This window comes from Natronoflexus pectinivorans, assembly GCF_004345615.1.
GTDB classification, from domain to species: domain Bacteria; phylum Bacteroidota; class Bacteroidia; order Bacteroidales; family Marinilabiliaceae; genus Natronoflexus; species Natronoflexus pectinivorans.
In genome coordinates this window covers 31,430-52,878 of the sequence record NZ_SLWK01000007.1, presented here as the reverse complement: position 1 = coordinate 52,878, position 21,449 = coordinate 31,430, and the positions used below count along the sequence as shown (strand labels likewise).

The 21,449-nt window shown below is 40.1% G+C and carries 19 protein-coding genes; 9 read left to right on the top strand and 10 right to left on the bottom strand.

The features are described from left to right. Positions 1-292 precede the first annotated feature (292 nt). A complete protein-coding gene (gene asnS, locus EV194_RS10475) occupies positions 293-1,732 on the bottom strand; it encodes an asparagine--tRNA ligase (protein WP_132433993.1) in 1,440 nt (479 codons plus the stop codon). A 300-nt stretch (positions 1,733-2,032) separates the two neighbouring features. Between asnS and EV194_RS10470 the strand changes: the two genes are divergently transcribed. Further along, positions 2,033-4,057 carry a S9 family peptidase gene (locus EV194_RS10470; protein WP_132433992.1) on the top strand — a complete coding sequence of 675 codons (2,025 nt, stop codon included), beginning with the start codon at positions 2,033-2,035 and terminating at the stop codon, positions 4,055-4,057. Positions 4,058-4,087: 30 nt separating this feature from the next. On the opposite strand, the gene EV194_RS10465 is transcribed toward EV194_RS10470, so the two are convergent. The 4 genes from EV194_RS10465 to tgt form a co-directional block, all read right to left on the bottom strand. Next, positions 4,088-4,408, bottom strand: a complete 321-nt coding sequence (locus EV194_RS10465; protein WP_079557999.1) for an acetyl-CoA carboxylase biotin carboxyl carrier protein subunit — start codon at positions 4,406-4,408, stop codon at positions 4,088-4,090. Between the two features lie 11 nt (positions 4,409-4,419). Then, on the bottom strand, positions 4,420-5,964 hold the full coding sequence (locus tag EV194_RS10460) for an acyl-CoA carboxylase subunit beta (RefSeq protein WP_132433991.1): 1,545 nt from the start codon (positions 5,962-5,964) through the stop codon (positions 4,420-4,422). Positions 5,965-6,237: 273 nt separating this feature from the next. Further along, positions 6,238-7,347: an LptF/LptG family permease gene (locus EV194_RS10455; protein ID WP_132433990.1), complete on the bottom strand. Its 1,110-nt coding sequence runs from the start codon at positions 7,345-7,347 to the stop codon at positions 6,238-6,240. Between the two features lie 269 nt (positions 7,348-7,616). Next, complete coding sequence (gene tgt / locus EV194_RS10450) at positions 7,617-8,747, bottom strand: tRNA guanosine(34) transglycosylase Tgt (protein ID WP_132433989.1); 1,131 nt, start codon at positions 8,745-8,747, stop codon at positions 7,617-7,619. 112 nt (positions 8,748-8,859) lie between these two features. Here tgt and EV194_RS10445 point away from each other — a divergent pair, with 112 nt between their 5' ends. The 3 genes from EV194_RS10445 to rsmG are packed head-to-tail and all read left to right on the top strand — an operon-like array spanning position 8,860 to position 11,264. Further along, a complete protein-coding gene (locus EV194_RS10445; RefSeq protein WP_132433988.1) occupies positions 8,860-9,999 on the top strand; it encodes a glycosyltransferase in 1,140 nt (379 codons plus the stop codon). Further along, entirely contained in the window at positions 9,990-10,598 is a 609-nt protein-coding gene (locus EV194_RS10440) for an RNA polymerase sigma factor (RefSeq protein ID WP_132433987.1), read from the top strand. The genes EV194_RS10445 and EV194_RS10440 overlap by 10 nt, the downstream gene beginning before the upstream one ends. A 42-nt stretch (positions 10,599-10,640) precedes the next feature. Next, positions 10,641-11,264 (top strand): 16S rRNA (guanine(527)-N(7))-methyltransferase RsmG, encoded by a 624-nt coding sequence (gene rsmG, locus EV194_RS10435; protein ID WP_132433986.1) that lies wholly within the window; start codon positions 10,641-10,643, stop codon positions 11,262-11,264. Positions 11,265-11,268: 4 nt separating this feature from the next. Here rsmG and EV194_RS10430 read toward each other — a convergent pair whose 3' ends face one another. Then, a complete protein-coding gene (locus EV194_RS10430; protein WP_165921860.1) occupies positions 11,269-13,224 on the bottom strand; it encodes an SPOR domain-containing protein in 1,956 nt (651 codons plus the stop codon). 295 nt (positions 13,225-13,519) lie between these two features. Between EV194_RS10430 and rpmH the strand changes: the two genes are divergently transcribed. The 4 genes from rpmH to EV194_RS10410 all read left to right on the top strand — a co-directional run bounded on the left by rpmH (position 13,520) and on the right by EV194_RS10410 (position 16,739). Then, positions 13,520-13,678 (top strand): 50S ribosomal protein L34, encoded by a 159-nt coding sequence (gene rpmH / locus EV194_RS10425; protein ID WP_079558007.1) that lies wholly within the window; start codon positions 13,520-13,522, stop codon positions 13,676-13,678. A gap of 125 nt (positions 13,679-13,803) precedes the next feature. Next, a complete protein-coding gene (locus tag EV194_RS10420) occupies positions 13,804-14,652 on the top strand; it encodes a PASTA domain-containing protein (RefSeq protein ID WP_132433984.1) in 849 nt (282 codons plus the stop codon). Positions 14,653-14,670: 18 nt separating this feature from the next. Beyond that, positions 14,671-15,747, top strand: a complete 1,077-nt coding sequence (locus EV194_RS10415) for an RluA family pseudouridine synthase (protein WP_132433983.1) — start codon at positions 14,671-14,673, stop codon at positions 15,745-15,747. Positions 15,748-15,758: 11 nt separating this feature from the next. After that, complete coding sequence (locus EV194_RS10410) at positions 15,759-16,739, top strand: D-alanine--D-alanine ligase (protein WP_132433982.1); 981 nt, start codon at positions 15,759-15,761, stop codon at positions 16,737-16,739. A 64-nt stretch (positions 16,740-16,803) separates the two neighbouring features. Here the strand turns inward: EV194_RS10410 and EV194_RS10405 are convergent, their stop codons facing one another. After that, the gene (locus EV194_RS10405) at positions 16,804-17,415 is read right to left on the bottom strand and encodes a hypothetical protein (RefSeq protein ID WP_132433981.1); all 612 of its coding nucleotides are present in this window, start codon (positions 17,413-17,415) and stop codon (positions 16,804-16,806) included. Positions 17,416-17,805: 390 nt separating this feature from the next. On the opposite strand from EV194_RS10405, the gene tpx reads away from it, so the two are divergent. Then, positions 17,806-18,318 carry a thiol peroxidase gene (gene tpx, locus EV194_RS10400; RefSeq protein ID WP_132433980.1) on the top strand — a complete coding sequence of 171 codons (513 nt, stop codon included), beginning with the start codon at positions 17,806-17,808 and terminating at the stop codon, positions 18,316-18,318. A gap of 68 nt (positions 18,319-18,386) precedes the next feature. Here the strand turns inward: tpx and EV194_RS10395 are convergent, their stop codons facing one another. Genes EV194_RS10395 through EV194_RS10385 form a run of 3 tightly spaced genes read right to left on the bottom strand, consistent with a single transcriptional unit; the run spans position 18,387 to position 21,431 of the window. After that, positions 18,387-19,160: a prephenate dehydrogenase gene (locus tag EV194_RS10395; RefSeq protein ID WP_132433979.1), complete on the bottom strand. Its 774-nt coding sequence runs from the start codon at positions 19,158-19,160 to the stop codon at positions 18,387-18,389. After that, complete coding sequence (locus tag EV194_RS10390; protein WP_132433978.1) at positions 19,161-20,264, bottom strand: bifunctional 3-deoxy-7-phosphoheptulonate synthase/chorismate mutase type II; 1,104 nt, start codon at positions 20,262-20,264, stop codon at positions 19,161-19,163. 6 nt (positions 20,265-20,270) lie between these two features. Further along, positions 20,271-21,431 carry a pyridoxal phosphate-dependent aminotransferase gene (locus EV194_RS10385; protein WP_132433977.1) on the bottom strand — a complete coding sequence of 387 codons (1,161 nt, stop codon included), beginning with the start codon at positions 21,429-21,431 and terminating at the stop codon, positions 20,271-20,273. Between the last annotated feature and the right edge of the window lie 18 nt (positions 21,432-21,449).

The window sequence follows — 21,449 nt, the reverse complement described above, 5'->3', positions numbered from 1 at the left end:
ACAAGCGACCTCTTTATAAACAATATTTTTTTTCAATTCAACTAAAAAAGTGTATAAAATACACAACAAACTAAAACATCTGTTTTTAAATAAAACTTAAATAACGTCACCAATTCAAACAACTTAACATATTTTATTTGAAAAAAAGTTCATATTTTTCTCAATAATTGGTATTTTTTTTGGAAAAATTTTTATTATATCTCATAAAGTTGAGTACCATTTTTAAATAAAAACAGTCTGTTCGTATTACGAACAGACTGTTTCCATATAATGATGGTTTCTAAAAAGAAAATTAAAACTCAGCATTTTTTGGAGTTCTTGGGAACGGAATGACATCCCGAATATTACCCATCCCGGTAACGAAAAGCATTAATCTTTCAAAACCAAGACCAAAGCCACTGTGCGGTACCGTTCCAAACTTACGGGTTTCCAGATACCACCACATCTCCTCAACAGGAATATCCATTTCCTCCATTCTTGCCACCAATTTGTCGTAGTTTTCTTCCCGCTGTGAGCCTCCTATGATTTCACCTATCTGAGGAAATAGAACATCCATGGCTCTAACTGTTTTGTTTTCCTCATTTAACTTCATGTAAAAAGCTTTGATCTCCTTGGGATAATCGGTAAGAATCACAGGTTTCTTAAAATGACGCTCTACAAGGTAACGCTCGTGCTCACTTTGCAGATCGGCTCCATATCCTTCAATTGGATATTTGAATTGTCCCTTTTTATTGGGTTTACTGTTACGCAATATTTCGATTGCTTCTGTGTAGGTCAATCGCACAAAATCATCTTCCAGCACGAATTTTAATTTTTCAATCAATTCCATGCTTTTTTCATCGGCTTTTTTGTTTTTCTCCTCCTCTTTAAGCCTGTTGCTGAGAAAATTTAAATCGTCAGCACAATTATCCAGGGCATATCGAATCAAAAATTTCAGAAATTCCTCAGCCAAATCCATGTTGTCATTCAGATCGTAAAAAGCCATTTCCGGCTCAATCATCCAAAACTCAGCCAGGTGACGAGTGGTATTTGAATTCTCAGCTCTGAATGTGGGGCCAAAAGTATAGATGTCAGCCAATCCCATAGCTGCCAATTCTCCCTCTAACTGTCCGGAAACCGTCAAATTAGTGGGACGACCAAAAAAATCTTTTGAGAAATCTATGGCTCCATCATCATTTTTAGGGATGTTGTCAAGATTCAGTGTTGTAACCTGAAACATTTCACCTGCACCTTCTGCATCAGATGAGGTGATGATTGGGGTATGAATATTCACAAATCCTTTCGAAGAAAAGAAGCTATGAACAGCAAATATCATAGCATGGCGAACTCTTGCAATGGCACTGAAAGTATTGGTACGAAAGCGCAAATGCGCTTTCTCGCGCAAAAATTCCAGGGAATGTTTTTTGGGTTGTAGAGGATACTCATTTACGTCACAGTCTCCAATGACTTCAATTTTCTTAGCCAGCAGTTCAACATTTTGTCCGGTTCCCTGCGATTGATTCAACTCTCCCACAACAGCCAGTGAAGCACCTGTATTGATCCGGCGCATCAACTCTTCGCCAAACTTTTCTACATCTGCAACAATTTGAAGATTATGAATGGTTGAGCCGTCATTCATGGCAATAAAATTCACCTGCTTATTACCTCTTCGGGTTCTGACCCAGCCTTTTACTAAAAACTCCTTACCAGTTTCTTCACTTTTAAGTACCTCAACAATTTTTGTGCGTCGCATATTCAGTCAGGTTATTACTATAAGTTAAATAAATTCTGAAAATTAAATACATCTCTTTTTCCATGTTCGAATTCATGAAAATGAATTCGAACAGATCTCTACTAATTAAAAAAGCTATCAAAGGGGATGTAAACAAAACTTTTCGGACTGTAAAAATAATCAATTAGATACAGAGAAAAGAGAGAATGGAATAAAAATATACGCTTTGATGTTAAAATACCCAAAACCAAAGGCCTGTCATTGAATAAATGCCCCTGCTTTTCTATATTGTGCATCAAAATCATTTAAAACTTATAAAAAATGAAGGTATTAAGCATGATGATTGCAATGATGTTTGGAATATTTATTCACTCCATTGCAGAAAAGAGCCCGATTACTGCCGAAAATCTCTGGGAATTTGCCCGGGTTGGCAGCCCAACAGTTTCACCAGACGGAAAACAAACAGTCTTTCCTGTATCGACTTATTGCATTGAAGAGAACAATTCCAAAACTCATCTTTATTTGATGAACAATGATAATGGGAATTACCGACAGTTAACCTTTAATGGAAGTGAAAGCTCCCCTGCATGGTCGCCCGATGGTCAATATATAGCATTTGTTTCGCGTCGGGACAATAACCCCGCACAACTATTTATCCTGCCGTTATACGGGGGTGAACCCAGAAAAATTACAGATCTCCCTGTTGGAGTGTTTGCCCCTAAGTGGTTCCCCGATGGAAAAAAACTTGCATTTGCAGCCAACATTCATCCCGACTATGATGGAGATTGGGACAAACTAAAGGAGATTCAGAAAAAAAACAGAGAAAGCAAAGTAACCGCGAAAGTTACCGAAAATGTGATGTATCGGTTTTGGGACAGATGGATTACCGACGGGCTTTACCCACGACTTTTTACCGTTGATTTGAATTCGGAAACCGTTACTGATTTGATGCCCAACACCAGCAACTTTTTCAATATGATGAGCGGGGTAAATTACGATATTGCCCCCGATGGTAAAACCATCGTGGTAAGCATGAACTCAACTAAACCTCCCTATGAAAGATTAAATTACGATCTGTACCTGGTTCCCACTGATGGATCAGGAGAATTAACCAATATCACAGCTGATAATCCTGCTGACGATATGAATCCTGTATTTTCGCCCGATGGAAAAAAAATTCTTTACGGAGCTAAAGAAATCTACCATTTCTATGCCGATAAAACCGTCATGGTTCTTTACGATGTTGCAACCGGAAACAAACAAAGGCTTACCGATCACATCGACCTATCCTGTGAAAATTGGTTTTTCAGCGAAAACGGACGCACCATTTACTTTCATGCACAAGATAATTCAATGACCTCCATCTTCAGCATCCCTACAAATGGTGGACAGCACACAGAGTTATTCGGCTCAGGCACCAACAGTGGTGCAGCTTTGGCAGGAAACCGGCATCTTATCTTTAATCATCACAACCTAAGCGCGGCACCAGAACTATACAGATTAAACCTGCGCAACAGACAGACAGAAAAACTGACCGGGTTTAACGATGATTTAGTTGCATCCATAAATTGGGGTACTATTGAAAATGTAACTTACAAAGGAGCAGAAAACCACGATGTGCAATTGTTCATCAACTACCCACCCGATTACGACCCGAATAAAAAATATCCTTTGGTATTGATGATCCATGGTGGGCCACACGGCATTTTTGGCGATTCATTTCATTTCCGGTGGAACAGCCAGTTGTTTGCAGCCCCCGGATACATAGTGGCCATGCCAAATTTTCATGGCTCCACCAGTTTTGGTCAGGACTTTGCCATCAGCATACACGGTGAACATGCTCCTAAGCCTTTTGAGGACATCATGAGAGCAACCGATTACCTGATTGAACGCGGCATTGTTGATGAAACCAGAATGGCAGCCACCGGAGGCAGTTACGGAGGATATATGGTAAGCTGGATCGCTGGTCACACCGATCGGTTTGCCGCACTGGTTAATCATGCAGGAGTTTACGATCTGCATTTGCAATTTGCATCAGACTACTCCGGAAACAGAGCCTATCAATACAGCGGCTCTCCCTGGGAAAACTTTGATCAGCTTAATGCAAACAACCCTGCGCAGTTTGCACACAACTTTAAAACCCCGATGCTGGTTATTCATGGAGAACTGGACTACAGGGTGCCTGTGGCTCATGGCTTTTTAATATATGGAATTTACAAATCGATGGGATTGGATGCCAGATTGGTCTATTATCCTGATGAGAATCACTGGATTTTAAATCCTCAAAATTCAATTTTCTGGTATGAAGAGCTTCACAACTGGTTGGAGAGATATTTAAAGGAATAAAAAAATGCCCCGCGATCGCGGGGCATTTTTTTATTCCAATTCAATCATCAAGTGATTCTTCGGTATCTTTTCCCCCTTGGAAACATGAATATTCTTAATCTTTCCGTCAAAAGGCATCAACACCTTATTCATCATCTTCATGGCTTCAAGTATTAAAAGGATTTGGCCTTCTTTTACTTTAGCACCGGGCTTAACCTTAATATCGATAATAGTTCCCGGTATGTAAGATTTAATCTCTTTCGGATCGGGAGCTTTATAAGGTTTTCTGGTTGCATATTTAATGGTAAGCAAGGTCTTGTATTTACGCGCAGTCACGGCAAAATCGACCAGCTCAAGCTTTTTATCTTCCATGATTGTGCATATTAAAATGGTGGAATTCCGTGCTTTTTGTATGGTCTCTGATCATTCTTGTTGCTGGACACCTCAATGGCATGTAGCAGCAAATGTCTGGTTTCAGATGGCTCAATTACGGAATCAATATACCCTTTAGCAGCTGCAACATAAGGATTTGCGAAACGGTCGATGTATTCCTGAACTTTTTCTTCACGCATTGCATCAGGATCTTCGGCCTCTTCAATCTCTTTCTTAAAGATGATGTTGGCAGCCCCTTCAGGGCCCATTACTGCGATTTCAGCCATTGGCCAGGCAAACATAAAGTCAGCACCAAGATGGCGTGAGTTCATAGCAATATAACCTCCGCCATATGCTTTACGCAGAATCACGGTAATTTTTGGCACAGTGGCCTCAGAGTATGCATAAAGCACTTTAGCTCCGTGACGAATAACACCGGCATGCTCTTGATCAACACCCGGCAAATAGCCCGGCATATCTTCAAGGGTAATGATCGGAATGTTAAATGCGTTACAGTAACGAATGAAACGGGCAGCTTTATCAGAACTGTCGCAATCAAGCACTCCGGCCAAAACCAATGGCTGGTTTGCTACAAAACCGGTGGTTTGTCCGTTCATACGGCCAAATCCGATTACAATGTTGGGAGCAAAAAACTCTTGAATTTCGAAGAAATCAGAGTCGTCAACAATGGCTTTAATAACATCCCTTACATCGTAAGGCTGCTTTGGATCGGCTGGAATAATGTCCTCAATATTTCCTTTAAACTTAGGCTCTTTTGGAGGAAATGCTCTCGCCTTTTGTGTGTTGTTCCAGGGAATAAAGGTAATAAGCTTCTTAATCTGCTCAAAACACTCCATTTCGCTTCCGGCAAAGAAATGAGCATTACCTGTAATTTCGGCGTGCACTCGCGCACCACCCAGTTCTTCCATGGAAATTTCTTCACCAAGAACTGTTTTAATAACGCTTGGCCCGGTAATAAACATTTTAGAAATCTGATCAACCACAAAGACAAAGTCCGTTAACGCAGGAGAATATACTGCTCCGCCTGCACATGGTCCTAATATTACAGAAATCTGTGGAATAACTCCGGAAGCAATGGTATTGCGATAGAAGATCTCACCATATCCGGCAAGAGAATTTACTCCTTCCTGAATACGGGCTCCACCCGAGTCGTTAATACCAATCAAAGGAACTCGCATTTTCAAGGCGTGATCCATAATTTTTGTAATCTTACGGGCGTGCATTAAGCCCAAAGATCCACCGGCAACAGTAAAGTCCTGTGCAAAAATACAAACCGGTGCTCCATAAATGGTTCCGGTTCCTATAATCACACCGTCACCATGTAACTGCTTCTTGTCCATTCCGAAGTCACGGGCCTCGTGCTCAACAAAAAGGTCATACTCGGTGAAAGATTCATTGTCGAGAAGAGCTAAAATTCGCGAGCGGGCGGTCATTTTACCCATCGCCATCTGCTTCTCAATGGCTTTTTCGCCACCTCCCAACTGAACCTTTTCTCTTCTTTTACGAAGATCAAGGATGTGCTTTTTCAATGACATACTCAATTAGTTTTGGTTAATTTAATGTTTATCAGTAAAATACACTAAAACTGACAAACCAATTGAAGGTGCATAATTACAAATTTTAACCCCAAAAGTCTGCATTTTTATTGACTTTTTTTCACAGATAAACAACAAACCGTTAATATTCAGAAAAATACAAAAGACGTTTTCAATACATGGGAAAGGCAGGATTTCTCATGAGATAATAAATTTAATAAAATTTACTATCTACTTCAATAAACAAAACTCCATGTAATAATTCAGAGTTAACTATTTGGGTGCACGGCGATAAAGATAGGCAGCCACCAAAGCAAATACAAAATTAGGAATCCACACAGCAAGCCAGGGGCTCATATTTCCATTGATGGCAAAAGTGGTGCTCACCGTCATAAATAAAATATACCCAAAACTCAGAGCAATTCCTATCCCTATATGAAGCCCCATCCCTCCCCGTACTTTTCGTGAAGCAAGCGACAATCCCATAATGGATAAAATAAAAGCCGAGAAAGGAGATGCCTGTCGTCGATGCTTTTCAATCAGAAATTCTTCCACATTTCCTACCCCCCGCTGTTGTTGTTCTTCGATGTATGTTGTCAGTTCAGGCGTGGTCATGGTTTCAAAAAACTTGCGTTCCTCTTTTAAATCGGCTGGACGCATGTTCAGAATGGTATCCATCTCCCTACCTTCGGTAATGATCTGCTTTTCGCGTGAGATGTATTCTCTTTTTACATAGTTCCTCAGAGACCATCCAGAGGTTGCTGTATCATAAACAGCAGATTGTGCTGTAATTTTCTTTCTTAACTGTTTTCCGTCGAAGACCTCCAGACTGAAATCATCACCCACCTCACGCAAAGAGGAGTATCTACGTACATATACATAAACATTTGGCTCAATCTGCATGTGTATATTATTCATCCCGGTTTCGCGCCTTTTACGAACATAGGTGCTTTCAAAATCGAGGCGAACCTTATTGGCAGGAGGAATCACATATGACCCCAAAACAAATGAGAATGCTCCAATAATAAAAGCCCCGACAATATATGGCACCATTAAACGCCTAAAACTTACCCCACTTGAAAGAATGGCGATGATTTCGGTTTGATAAGCCATTTTTGAAGTGAAGAAAATTACCGCAATAAAAACAAACAGTGGCGTAAACAAATTGGCGAAGTAGGGTACAAAATTGGCGTAATAATCAAACACGATGGCATTCAAAGGGGCAGCATTTTCAAGAAAATCATCAATCTTCTCTGCCAAATCGAATACAACCGATATACTAATGATTAATAAAATAGCAAAGAAAAATGTACCAAGGAATTTCCGGAGTATATAAATATCCAGTTTTTTTAAGCCAAATAACTTAGTGTACCAACTCTCCATCAGCAGTTGTTATAATTTACCTTTTTGAACAAGGATTTACAAAGGAACAAAAAAATGAACAATCTGCGAATCAATTGACCGCAAGACTTTTATTATTACTACATATTGGATGTATGCAAACTCTTTACAATTTATTAATTGAACAGCTTTAGAGCATCTCACACACCTAATAAACAAGCGAAAAACATCAAAGGCAATTATCTTAGAAACAGATCTATGATTAAGTTTGGTTCTGAGTAACAGAACCAAAAACAAAATACTATTACAAATTACAATCTCACCTTTAATTGCTTTACCATTTGTTCTTTCCAATCAAAAAACGTGCCTTGGTTGATTTGCCTTCTGGCCTCATCAACCAACCACATATAAAATGACAAATTATGGATTGACGCAATTTGGGGACCAAGCATCTCACCAGCAATAAAAAGGTGACGCAAATAAGCTTTTGAATAAATCAAATCGAATGCAGAGTTGCCATCCGGGTCGATTGGCGAAAAATCATACTTCCACTTCTCATTTCGGATGTTAATGATTCCCTTTGACGTAAATAGCATTCCATTTCGTCCGTTTCGCGTTGGCATCACACAGTCGAACATATCCACACCCAGACTGATGGCTTCAAGTATATTGGCCGGAGTTCCTACCCCCATTAAATATCGGGGTTTATCTTCAGGAAGGATTTCATTGACAACCTGTATCATTTTATACATCACTTCTTCGGGTTCTCCAACGGCCAAACCGCCAATGGCATTTCCCTCGCGATTCTGATTTGCTATAAACTCAGCAGATTGACGCCTTAAATCAGGAAACCCTGCTCCCTGAACGATCGGAAAAAAAGTCTGTCCATAATCATAAAGCGGCTCAGTTGAGTCAAAACGTTCAATCCCTCTCAATAGCCAACGGTGTGTTAATTCCATCGATTTTTTGGCATAATTGAAATCGCTGTCTCCAGGCGGGCACTCATCAAATGCCATAATTATATCTGCTCCGATTACCCTTTGGATATCAACCACATTTTCAGGTGTAAAAACGTGCTTCGAGCCATCTATGTGACTTTGAAATTCGGCTCCCTCTTCCTTCAATTTTCTGCGATGGCTTAACGAGAACACCTGAAATCCCCCACTATCAGTAAGAATTGGCTTATCCCAGCTATTGAATTTATGTAACCCTCCGGCTTTTCTCAAAACATCAATTCCAGGACGCAAATATAGATGATAAGTATTCCCTAGAATAATCCGGGCCCTTACCTCCTGCTCCAGATCACGTACATGAATCCCCTTAACCGATCCAACAGTTCCGACAGGCATAAAAACCGGAGTTTCTATTTTCCCATGATCAGTTGAGATTTCTCCGGCACGTGCTTTCGAGAAAGCATCTTTTTTGTGCAATACAAAGTCCATTCTAATATATTTCTATTATGAGAGGCGCAAAGATACAATTTGCCAATGACATAATTTTAATTTGTCTGCGAGAGAAAAAAATCGCATTTTTGGCTAAAATTGTAACGTATATATGGACTTTTCATCCGCATCAACGACTGAACTAATTATATCAGGCGTCTTCGTTATTAGCTGGCTCATACAGTTGTGGTTTCTTTTGATTCGAATAAGACCACTCGCATTTTATTCATTACCAGTTATACAAACAGAGTCAACAAACACGAAACCCGTATCGGTTATCATTTGTGCAAAAAATGAATCTGAAAATCTGGAGAAATTTTTGCCCAAGGTTCTCACACAAGAGTATCCAGAATTTGAAGTAATTGTGGTTAACGACTGCTCAGAAGACGATTCTGAAATGGTGTTGGCCAGATTAAAAGAAAAACATCCTCATTTATATTATACCAATATCCCGGTTGACAGAAAATTCTCTCATGGAAAAAAACTGGCACTCACAATTGGTGTTAAAGCGGCAAAAAACAATCACCTGGTTTTAACCGATGCAGATTGTTACCCGACTTCCGACAAATGGCTTTCCGGCATGATGCAAGGCTTTAAGAACGACAAGGAAGTTGTTTTAGGATTTGGAACTTATGAGAAAAAATCCGGTTTCACCAACCTTTTAACCAGATACGACACCTTCATTACTGCCATTCAATATTTGGGTTATGCATTAAGTAAAAAACCATATATGGGGGTTGGAAGAAATCTGGCATACAAAAAGGATTTGTTTGTGAAAAACAATGGAGTAAAGAGCCATAGCCACATACTATCAGGTGATGATGATCTCTTTGTTCAATCTGTTGCGAATAAACACAACACTGAGATCATCGTAAACCCTGAGGCACAAACCATTTCCACTCCCCCAGTTAACCTGAGCGAGTGGCGGAGACAAAAAGCGCGTCATCTCACAACAGCTCCTTATTACAAAGGCAGCATCAAACGAGCACTTTTTACTGACCTTTTTACAAGACAATTATTGATCGCCCTCACCATTCTTTTAATAATTTTTAATACTTTTGCAATAATAGCTGCAGGACTATACCTGTTTATGTTCGTTATCAGGTTATTGTTTAATAGAAATATTTCTATTAAACTTGCACAGGGAAGGCTGCACTGGTGGATGCTGATATTTGAATTTATTCATCCCTGGTTTTTGCTATGGGCACAGTTTGCTAACCTATTCAGTAGAAAGAAAAGTAAATGGAAGTAATAAATCCCAATCTGTCGGAAAAGGCCAGGTATGACCTTGATCTGGTAAAAAGAGCTGAAAGCGGTGATCAGAAGGCTTATGCGGAGTTAATGGCTCGCTATAGGGATGCTATATACTTTATGCTCCTAAAGATGATCAACAACAAAACAGATGCAGAAGATCTTACAATAGAAGCATTTGGAAAAGCATTCAAAAATCTCAGCCAATACTCACCAAGTTATGCCTTTAGTACCTGGTTATTTAAAATAGCATCAAACAACTGCATTGATTACCTAAGAAAGAAACGCTCTAATCATATCTCCATAGACGGATCATTTTCTGAAGATAAGGAAATGGATTCACACATCCATTTAAAGGATGAAACCCCCGACCCGGAAGAGAATCTCATACGTGCACAAAAAGCTGTATTGATGCGTACAGTGGTAAAAAAGCTAAAACCGCGATACAGAACCCTGATTGAACTTCGCTATTTTAAAGAATACTCATACGAAGAGATATCAGAAGAGCTGGACTTGCCATTGGGAACTGTCAAAGCTCAATTGTTCAGAGCGCGGGAACTCCTTTTCAATACACTCAAAAACACCGAAGTAAAAAAATAACATCTCTCATCTAGTCGACAATTTACACGATTTTAACGCAGAATGACAAATCCTGTTTATCAATACTTCTCCATTTTAACGGACGCACAGAAAGAAAAATTTGATCAGTTAAAATCATTGTATGATGACTGGAACAGCAAAATCAACGTGATCTCAAGAAAGGATATGGATGAATTTTATGAACACCACGTGCTTCATTCGCTTGCCATCGCAAAATTCATCAGCTTTTCACCAGGAAGCCAAATCATTGATATTGGAACAGGTGGAGGGTTTCCGGGCATTCCACTATCAATCATGTTTCCCGATTGCAAATTCGTGTTGGTTGACTCTATTGGAAAAAAAATTAAGGTGGTTAATGAAGTGATAAAATCGTTGGGGCTAATTAACGCAGAAGGGCTACAGTCGCGATCAGAACAACACTCGGGGAAATATGATTTTATTGTAAGCAGAGCAGTAACCACATTGCCTGATTTTGTAAAGTTGACCAAGCACCTGATTTCTCAAAACCAAAAGAATGCCATCTCCAATGGAATCCTTTATTTGAAAGGAGGCGAGATTCATTCGGAGGTCAAGCCATTTGGCAAAAGAGCCTCGGTAATAAATCTTAATCAATACTTCAAGGAGTCTTTCTTTGAAACCAAAAAACTGGTTCACCTTTCGCTTTAACCGTTTAATCCAACATCACCATCCATTCCTCTTCAGACCCTGCTTTCAGCTCAGGCAACTCTCTTATCCATGCATCGTGGTACTTTCCTGACCTACGAATGTTCTCAAGAAATTCCTCGGCATCCTCTTCGCTGGAAAATTCACCGGCAACAAACCGGATAAATCCATCTTTCCCTTTATAAGCTCTGATGTTTTGTTTGTCCAATCCTGAAAAGAAACTATCTGCCGGGTTCGGATTGCGCAAAAGAGCTAATATCTGAACTGTATAAAGTTCAGACCGGGGTTCATCTATAATTTCTGTCATATAGAAATGAGGAAAAATAGGTTCCTGTTCCTCAAACCTTTCAATTTCACGTTTAAGAGGAGACTCCATAGACAATTCCTGAAGCAAGACAACATTTTGCTCCCTCTCATAAGTCAATTCTTCAGGAATGTAAACTGCTCTGGATTTAACAACCTCATCCAAAATGACCTCCTCTATGCGATAAGACTCACCTGCTTCAAGAAAAAGTAAATATCTTCCGGTCTGCCGGTTAGGCCGATAATCTCCTACCATCTTGCTATCGTCGTCACGCCACACCAATATTCTTATCGGCAATCCGGATTTCCCGGAATCATCTGAAACATACCCCTCAACCACTGCTAATGAACCTTTTCGTTGCTCATCAAAGCTTACACGATAAATATCTGAACGGGCCTTCTTTCCGGAAAAACGGTAAGAGGCAAAATAGGCCTGACTTTTATCGAGGGTAGGCACAAAAAAGTAATCATCGTCTGCGCTGTTTACAGGAACGCCCATATTTACAGCACCCGCCCAACTGCCATCCGGCAATTTTTGAGTATAGAACACATCAAAACCTCCAATGGAGTTATGTCCTTCAGATGAAAAATAGAGAGTCAATCCATCAGGATGCATCTTTGGAGTCTCTTCATCAAATTCAGTGTTGATGTTTGGCCCAAGGTTTACCGGCTCCCCCCAGTCCCCCTTTTCATTCATTCTTACTTTGTAGATGTCCAAGCCGCCATATCCACCGGGACGGTTACTGGTAAAGAAGAGCGTACTCTGATCCGGCGAAAGACTTGCATGAGTTTCGTCCCACTCTGAATTGATGGGTGCTGGCAACATCTCAGGCTCCTGCCATAGTCCGTTAACCAAATTACTGACATATATATTGCGTCCGGGATACCGGTCGTTCATAAACAGAAAAAGTTTTGTCCCGTCAGGAGAAAGAGAAAGTATTGAGATGTGCTCATGCCGGGAATAAAGCTCCCGAACCAGGTTTGGCTCTTGCCATTGACCATCCTTATACTCAGAAACAAATATCTTCTCGGCATATTGCCCATCCTGAAATGCTCTTTCACGAGGTACTGGCCTGCGAGAAGTAAAAAATACACGATTCCCGGTTAAACATACCAGAGGACTGTGATCATCAAACTCTGAGTTAATCACATCTCCTATACTCGTGATTTTTAAAGGGACAGGATTTTGTACCAGAATTGCTGCGTGCCTGGCCTGTTTCAGTTCCAATGAAAAATCATCCTTCAGTTCAGTATCCTGAACTGAATCTCTCAATTGCTCCAATATAGGTATGGCAAAGGAGGGCTGATTCATTAAACGATAAGCCCGGCTTTTGGCGTGTTGTATGTATATCCCAAACTCATTAAAAGCATCATCCTCCGGGATGATCTCTAGCACCTTATCGAACAAAACAATGGCAGAGTCAAGATTTTGATGAGAAAACATATAGCTCATCCCTAGCTGAGTGAGGGCATCAATATGTTGAGGCGACTCAACCAGTATGCTTTGAAACAATTCAATCGCCCTGGAAAAATCACCTACATCCGAGGCATTCATGGCTCTACGGAAGGTTGCATGATGTGGATCTCTTATAATTATCTGAGAATTAACCTGAGCAGTTCCCAGAAGAAGAATAATGACCCCGATAAAAAATCTATTCAACGCACTTTTCATTCTGCAGACTCACTAGTTACTGCAAGTGTATACGCACAATCAACACAAAGGTTTAGTTTTCAGAAACAATTACAATTTATACGCATAAAGGCACTTGTTTACCTGTATGAAACAATGACCACTCAAAAATGATCATCAATCAAAAAGCCGGGGATCAAGCCATGTGCATTTAGAAAAAGGAATAAAAAATAAACGTCATTTCTTTGGTTTGATAAAAAAAACATCTATTTTTGCAGTCCGAAATGAATACAAGGCATTTATAAAAAGATAAAACGAAACTAAAATGAAAAGGACATTTCAACCTTCGAACCGGAAAAGAAGAAACAAGCATGGTTTCAGAAGCCGGATGGCAACCGCAAATGGTCGTCGTGTTTTGGCATCCAGACGTGCCAAAGGCAGAAAAAAACTAACTGTATCTGACGAAAGAAAGCACAAAGCCTAATCAAAGGGGCTACGCTATAGAATAAAAAAGACCCGTAATTCGGGTCTTTTTTTGTTTATGATCACCGACCCGCTATATTTGAATATTTTATATTATTTTTGAGATCGAATAAAAAAAGAATAGAGATGTCTCGCTGGAAAATCTTACTTGAAAAAACACTTTGGAAGCACATCGGAATTCTGGCCGGATCCGCTGTCGTGCTTCTGATTTCGATCTTTTTTTTCCTTAAAATCTACACCCTTCACGGACAAGGGGCTCCTGTACCAGATTTTACAGGGCTAACAGAACAACAGCTACAGCACCTGATTAATTCCAGAAATCTCAGATACACGATAATTGATTCAGTGCACATTGACAACATGCCTAAAGGCGTTGTTATTGAGCAAGTACCGGGTGCCGGCCAAAAAGTAAAAAAGAACCGAAGGATCTTTTTTACCATTAACGCCTGGACAGAAGAACAAGTAGCTGTTCCAAGCCTGATGGACTATAGTTTAAGAAACGCCAAGGTGATACTTGAGTCCTTTGGCCTCGAAACAGGTGAACTAATTTACATCCCTTCAGAATACACCAATCTTGTATTAGGGCAGCACAAGGAAGGGAAACCGGTTGAACCCGGAACGTTGGTGCCGAGAGGCTCTAAAATAGATTTGCTTATAGGCCGTGGACTTAGCAGTGAAACCACAGCTGTGCCCGATATGATTGGAATGACTCTTGAAGAAGCTAGAAGAGTAGCTCGAAGTGTTTCGTTAAATATTGGAGCAACCATTTATGCAGACACTGTAGCTACTGCGACAGATTCGTTAAACGCATTTGTTTGGCGACAAAACCCACCTGCACAAAGAGGGTTCCAGCTAAATCTGGGTGCATCCATCGATATCTGGCTGTCCATAGACGAAGATCTGCTAAAACCTGATGAGCCTGAAGATCTCCCTGAACAAGAGATTACAGATGATTTTGGGGACGAATTCTTTTAACAACAATCACAACCACCAATGCAGGATTATCAGGAAGAGTTTGAAGAGCTTGAGGACGAAAACTATTCGGAAGAAACCACCGATGGTGAAAGCGGGCAATTTTATGAGCACCATAGTTTTACTGCTGATAGTGGTCAAAGTGCTCTGCGCATAGACAAATTTTTGGTTAATCGTATTGAAAATGCCTCACGAAGCAAAATCCAGGAGGCAGCCCAGGCAGGTTGTATTCGCGTCAACAACCAACCCGTTAAAGCCAATTACAAAGTAAAACCAAACGATGTTGTTTCTGTTGTGATGTCTTATCCCCCTAGGGAAATTGAGATCATCCCACAGGATATTCCGCTTAACATTGTTTTTGAAGATGACACCCTCGTCATAATTAATAAGGATCCCGGCATGGTGGTACACCCCGGCTATGGAAACTACACCGGTACACTGGTAAATGCACTGGCCTGGCACTTTAAAGATCAACCCTGGTTTAACTCGGACGATCCCAGACCGGGATTGGTTCACAGAATAGATAAAGACACCTCCGGATTATTAGTAATAGCCAAAACAGAAGAGGCCAAAATGCACCTTGCTTCTCAGTTTTTCGAAAAAACCAGCACCAGGACTTATCAGGCCATTGTGTGGGGGGCTCCCGAGCCTGAAGAAGACACCATAACAGGTCACATAGGAAGAAGCTTGAAAGACAGGAAACAAATGACTGTATTTTCTGAGGGAGAGTACGGCAAGCCTGCGGTAACCCACTACACTGTTCTGGAAAAACTTGGTTACGTTAGCCTCGTTGAGTGCCGGCTGGAAACCGGAAGAACACATCAAATACGTGCACATTTCAAATACATTGGGCATCCTCTGTTTAATGATGAAAGATATGGTGGAAACCAGATATTAAAAGGCACCACTTTTACCAAGTATAAACAATTTGTTGAGAATTGTTTTTCGATCTTGCCAAGGCAGGCGCTACATGCCAAGACACTTGGTTTTGAGCATCCAAAAACCGGTAAATACATCGAATTCAATTCCGAACTGCCAGAAGATATGACTACCGTAATTGAGAAGTGGAAAAACTATATCGCATCCAGACCGCAATAACTTAATCACTTATGGAAAAACGAAACATCGCCGTTGTTTATGGAGGATTTTCCTCAGAGGAGGTTGTAAGCAAAAGAAGTGCAGAAGGCATACTCTCGTTCATTGATACTCAAAAATACAATCTATTTCCCCTGCTAATAACTCCTGAAAAATGGGTCGTTGTTCTAAACAACGACGAAATAGCAGTAAACAAAAGCGATTTTTCTATAATCCTTAATGACCAGCACATCAAATTTGACTTTGCATACATCACCATTCATGGAACACCGGGAGAAGATGGACTCCTTCAGGGATACCTGAAACTAATGAATGTTCCGCACTCTACCTGTGACGTTCTGACTGCTGCTCTCACCTTTAATAAATACATGTGCAATAACTATCTTAAGAATTTTGGAATAAGAGTAGCTACTTCGGTTCTGGTTCGAAAAGACAAACCCTACGACTTAAATAAAATAGGAAAAACCTGTGGTTTCCCCTGTTTTGTTAAGCCCAATGCTGGAGGCTCTAGTTTTGGGATATCAAAAGTAAAGGAGATGGATAACCTGAATCAGGCCATAGAAAAAGCCTTTAAGGAAAGTGATGAGGTAATTATTGAGCAATTCATTGAAGGAGTTGAAGTCACCTGCGGGTTATATAAAACAAAAGAAAGAACCGTCATTCTACCTATCACAGAAGTCATCAGCAAAAACGAGTTCTTTGATTTCGAAGCCAAATACACTCCCGAAAAAGTTACTGAAATTACGCCGGCTCGCATTTCAGATGAGCTTACAGAGGCCATCAAGAAAACCACCCAAACGACATATGAGCTGCTTAGTTGTAAAGGAATTGTCAGAATTGATTACATCATTGAAGGCGAAAAACACTATTTACTGGAAGTAAATACCACACCGGGAATGACACCTACCAGCTTTATTCCGCAGCAAATTGAAGCAGCAAAATTAGATATAAAGGAGGTTTTTACAGAGATCATAGAAAACGCTATTCATGCATAAAAAAAAGTGTATCCTCATTGATTAAAGATACACTTTTCTAAATAGCTGATGATAAATAATCTGATCACTTTCTGAATCCATAGTTATAAACGGTATTACCTGAAATTAAACTTACTGAATAGTCTCCAACGGGCAGTGCTGAGATGTTGTATCTGCCTGAATAAGTCAATTCTGATGGCAATTCACCGGAATAAATGATATTCCCTTTGGAATCAGCTAATCTGATTGCCGTAGGCTTCATCTCTTTGTTTAAATGACTAACAAACAGATAGTCGGAAGCAGTCCATATTTTAGCTAAAGATTCAGAATCTCTAACAGCAGTTGGCGCTTGTTCTAACAGACGACCTGCTCTTAAACTAAACATAGTCTCCGAATCGATCCCATTTCGGTTTCTTAGGCGAGCTCTGTAGTCGCCATCAGCAAGCTTTGAGAAGTCAAACAGACGAGAGAAACTGTCTCCGCTCTCAAAACGATTGCTTACAAAAACCACATTGCCTGAACGGTCTTGAATTACTACCGAGTAAAACCCTGCATCTGAAGGGATAGCTGAAACTAACACAAAACTGGATCTTGGGTAAGGAGTAACAGAAATTCTGCTTTCGGCTGCCACTGCCAAGGTTACTGCGAAAAATGTTGCTACCAGCAACAAACTTTTCAATCTAAAAAATCTCTTCATGATTTTCAATTTAAAATTAATAATACAAAACGAATAACAATTAGTAATTATATGTGCAAATCTAATGATATTATAACACGCGTATCAAGTATTTGATTACCGATTTATAATTTCTTACCAATCTTTAACCCATCCCCTCTTTATTTTAGGGCTTGCCAACAGAATTTTGGTAAATTTCCTATAACATGAATTAATTTTAACCCCAAACCGATCAATTGTTAATATTTTATTATCACATCCCCCTCTAATTTCAAAAACACCAGACAGAAACTAAAGGCATTTATGACCATAAACAGAATACCTTGTTTATTGAAGGAATTTTAAATAAATCCAAACAAATTGACAGTACATCTGTTTATCTGCTATAAGAAACACCCTAATATTTTAAATATGGAAAAGAATAAAACAAAAGTGACATTTAAAGGGAACCCGGTTACCCTAGTTGGCAAAGAGGTGAGCCAAGGTGAAAAAGCGCCTGATTTTACAGTGCTCTCATCAGGCTTGGAGCCTGTTTCATTGGAAAGCTATAAAGGGAAAGTGAAAGTCATAGCGGTTTACCCCTCAATTGATACAGGAATTTGTCAGGCTCAGAACAGAAGATTTAATCAGGAAGCAGACAAATTAAAGGATGTGGCGGTGCTTTCAATTTCGGTGGACCTACCTTTTGCGCAAAGCAGGTTTTGTGCAGCCGAAGGATTAAACAGCATTGTGACTCTATCTGATCATAAAAACCTTGATTTTGGCCTTAAATATGGCTTTGTGATTGAAGAATTGAGACTGCTCTCCAGAGGAACAATCATTATTGATAAAGAAGATAAAATAAGATATGTGGAATATGTTCCTGAGGTAACACAAGAACCTGATTACGAAAAAGCATTGAAAGCTCTAAAAGAGGTTCTTTAAAGTCAACTGATTTAAATCAAAAAGCGCTTGGATTTTTAATCCAAGCGCTTTTTGAATATTGTTATGAATCACTCCAAATTCTTTCGGACTTTTCCAAGAAACTTCTGCATTCCTTCAGAATCGCGTTTCCCGATAAGTTCGAGCAACTCTTTAAGTTCCTTTCTGATTTGCTCCACCTGACTAATGGTGTATGGGTTAAAAAGAATTTCGGTTAACAGATAATCGTCTTCCGACAACAAACCTTTTGCAATGTCCATATGCTTACGGAACGTAGTTCCGGGAGCATCCTGTTTTTTCATGCACGCAGCAAAAACCAATGTTGAGGAGAATGGAATCGAAAGCGAATAAGCGATGGTTTCATCGTGTTCATCAAATGAATACTGATGAATGTTCAACCCCAATGAGCCAAAGAAATCCTTAAAAAAAGCCTTACCCATGTGGTCTGATTCTGTGATAATGATGGCATGATGAGCGCTTAGATCCTTTAAATTAGCAAAAGTTGGTCCAAACATAGGGTGAGTAGAGACAAACCGGCGACCGGTTTGTTTATAAAACTCCTGAAACCCGGTTTTCACCGATGCAATATCACTTAAAATACATCCATCAGGCAAATAAGGAAGCACCTCTTCAAAAGCCTTGATGGTATATTTTAGATTCACACTATTGATAAGGAGTTCGGGAGCAAAATCCCGAATCTCCTCCAAAGTTGTTAATCTCTGAGTGTTGAAAACATACCTCAGACGCTCTTTATCAACATCATAAATGGCTACTTCATGTTGAAGGCACAACGCATCGGTCAACCATGTGCCCATTTTGCCGGCACCAAGCACACATATCTTCATCTATTTACCTTCTTTACGTTTTAACTCACGATTCATGATGGCACTCTGACATGAGATGGATTCCTCGTGAATGGATTCAAATATTTTGGTAGCAAACTCAGCATCCAATCCACGACTTGCAGCTCTTCCAACTCTATCCTTCATAATTTCATCATACCTACGAGTCTGAAGAATGGTTATGTTATTCTCATATTTATATTGACCAATGGCTTCAGAAATCTTCATACGCTCATTCAGCACATCCAATAATTGATTATCAAGTTCGTCAATCTTTTTTCTTAGTTCATCCAGTGCGTTACGTGGAGTATCTCCAATTTTAGGACGACGCAACACAAGATTGTCAAGGATTTCTTTAAGGCGAGCGGGTGTAACTTGCTGTGAAGCGTCGCTCCAGGCTTTTTCAGGACAATTATGAGCTTCAATAATCAGCCCATCGAAGTTTAAGTCCATAGCCTCCTGAGAGATATCGGCAATCAGGTCACGTGTACCGCCGATGTGACTTGGATCAGTAATAATTGGCAATTCAGGAATTCGACGATGCAATTCAATAGGAATTTGCCACTGAGGATGGTTGCGGAATTCAGATTTATCATAGGTGCTGAAACCACGATGAATGGCTCCCAATTGAGTAATTCCGGCACCATTAATTCGTTCTAGTGCGCCAATCCAGAGATCCAAATCGGGGTTAACCGGATTCTTCACAAAAACAGGAATGTTAACGCCCTTTAATGCATCAGCAACCTCCTGCACTGCAAATGGATTTGCCGACGTACGAGCCCCAACCCAAACCATGTCAACTCCAAATTTTAGTGCTTCGTAAACATGATGCGATGTAGCAACCTCAACACCAATAAACATTCCGGTTTCTTCCTTGACACGCTTTAACCAGGGTAAACCAAGAGACCCTACCCCCTCAAAAGCGCCTGGACGGGTGCGCGGCTTCCAGATACCTGCGCGAAAAATTTTAACTCCAATAGCGGCAAGTTCTTTAGCGGTGGCCAACACCTGCTCTTCGGTTTCGGCACTACAAGGGCCGGAAATAATAACCGGACGTTTCAACTCCAATCCCGGAAATTTAATCGCTTCAATATTAAGTTTTGACATGGCTTATTAAATTTGTATATTCTTAATTCTATTAATTGCTTCTTTTAATTTGTCTTCAGGCGTACATAATGAAATTCTGATGTATTTTTCTCCATTACTACCAAAAATAAATCCCGGAGTAATAAATACGTGAGCTTTGTCCAAAACCTCATCGCTAACAGCCTGCCCATTTTCAACAGTTGAAGGCACTTTAGCCCAAATAAACATACCTACCTGATTCTTATCGTATGAACTTCCAAGGGTATCCATGATTTCCCACACCAGAGTTCTGCGTTTTTCGTAAACTCTATTAATCTTGCGGTACCATTCGTCATCCAGCGCAAGAGCCACTGATGCTGCCTCCTGAAGTGGCCGAAACATTCCGGAATCCATGTTGCTTTTTACCCTCAGAATGTAGTTGATAAACTGTGAATTGGTTCCCACCATTCCAATGCGCCATCCGGCCATATTATGTGACTTGCTAAGCGAGTTTAGTTCTATGGCAATATCCTTTGCTCCTTCAACAGAAAGGATACTGGAAGGTTTTGGATTTAGAATAAAACTATATGGATTATCGTTACAAATAACAATGTTATGACGCTTTCCAAAATCAATTAAAGATTTCATAACATCAGGATTCGCCGCAGTTCCTGTTGGCATATTTGGATAATTCACCCACATCAGCTTTACCCCTGAAAGATCCTTCTTTTCCAGTTCTGCCAAATCAGGTTGCCATCCATTTTCATCTTTCAGATCATAAAAATGAGCCTCTGCTCCTACCAGATTAGCAACAGCCGAATAAGTTGGATACCCCGGGTTGGGCAGCAAAACACCATCACCGGGATTTAGAAATGCCATTGAAATATGCATGATGGCCTCCTTGGAGCCCATCATAGGTAAAATTTCAGTATTGGCATCCAGATCAACGTTATAATACTTTTTATATAATTCTGAGAAGCCATTCCGCAAAGCCGGAATTCCAACATAACTCTGATAACCATGATTACCGGGTACCTGTGCAGATTCATGCAACTTATCGAGAACTGAGTCCGCAGGAGCCTGATCCGGGTTTCCAATTCCAAGATTGATCACATCGATTCCTGCCTGCCGCATTTGTTCTATCTGCTTAAGTTTAACAGAAAAGTAATATTCTTGTACGGTTCCAATCCGCTTTGCTGGTTCAATCATTCTGTAAATATTTGTTAT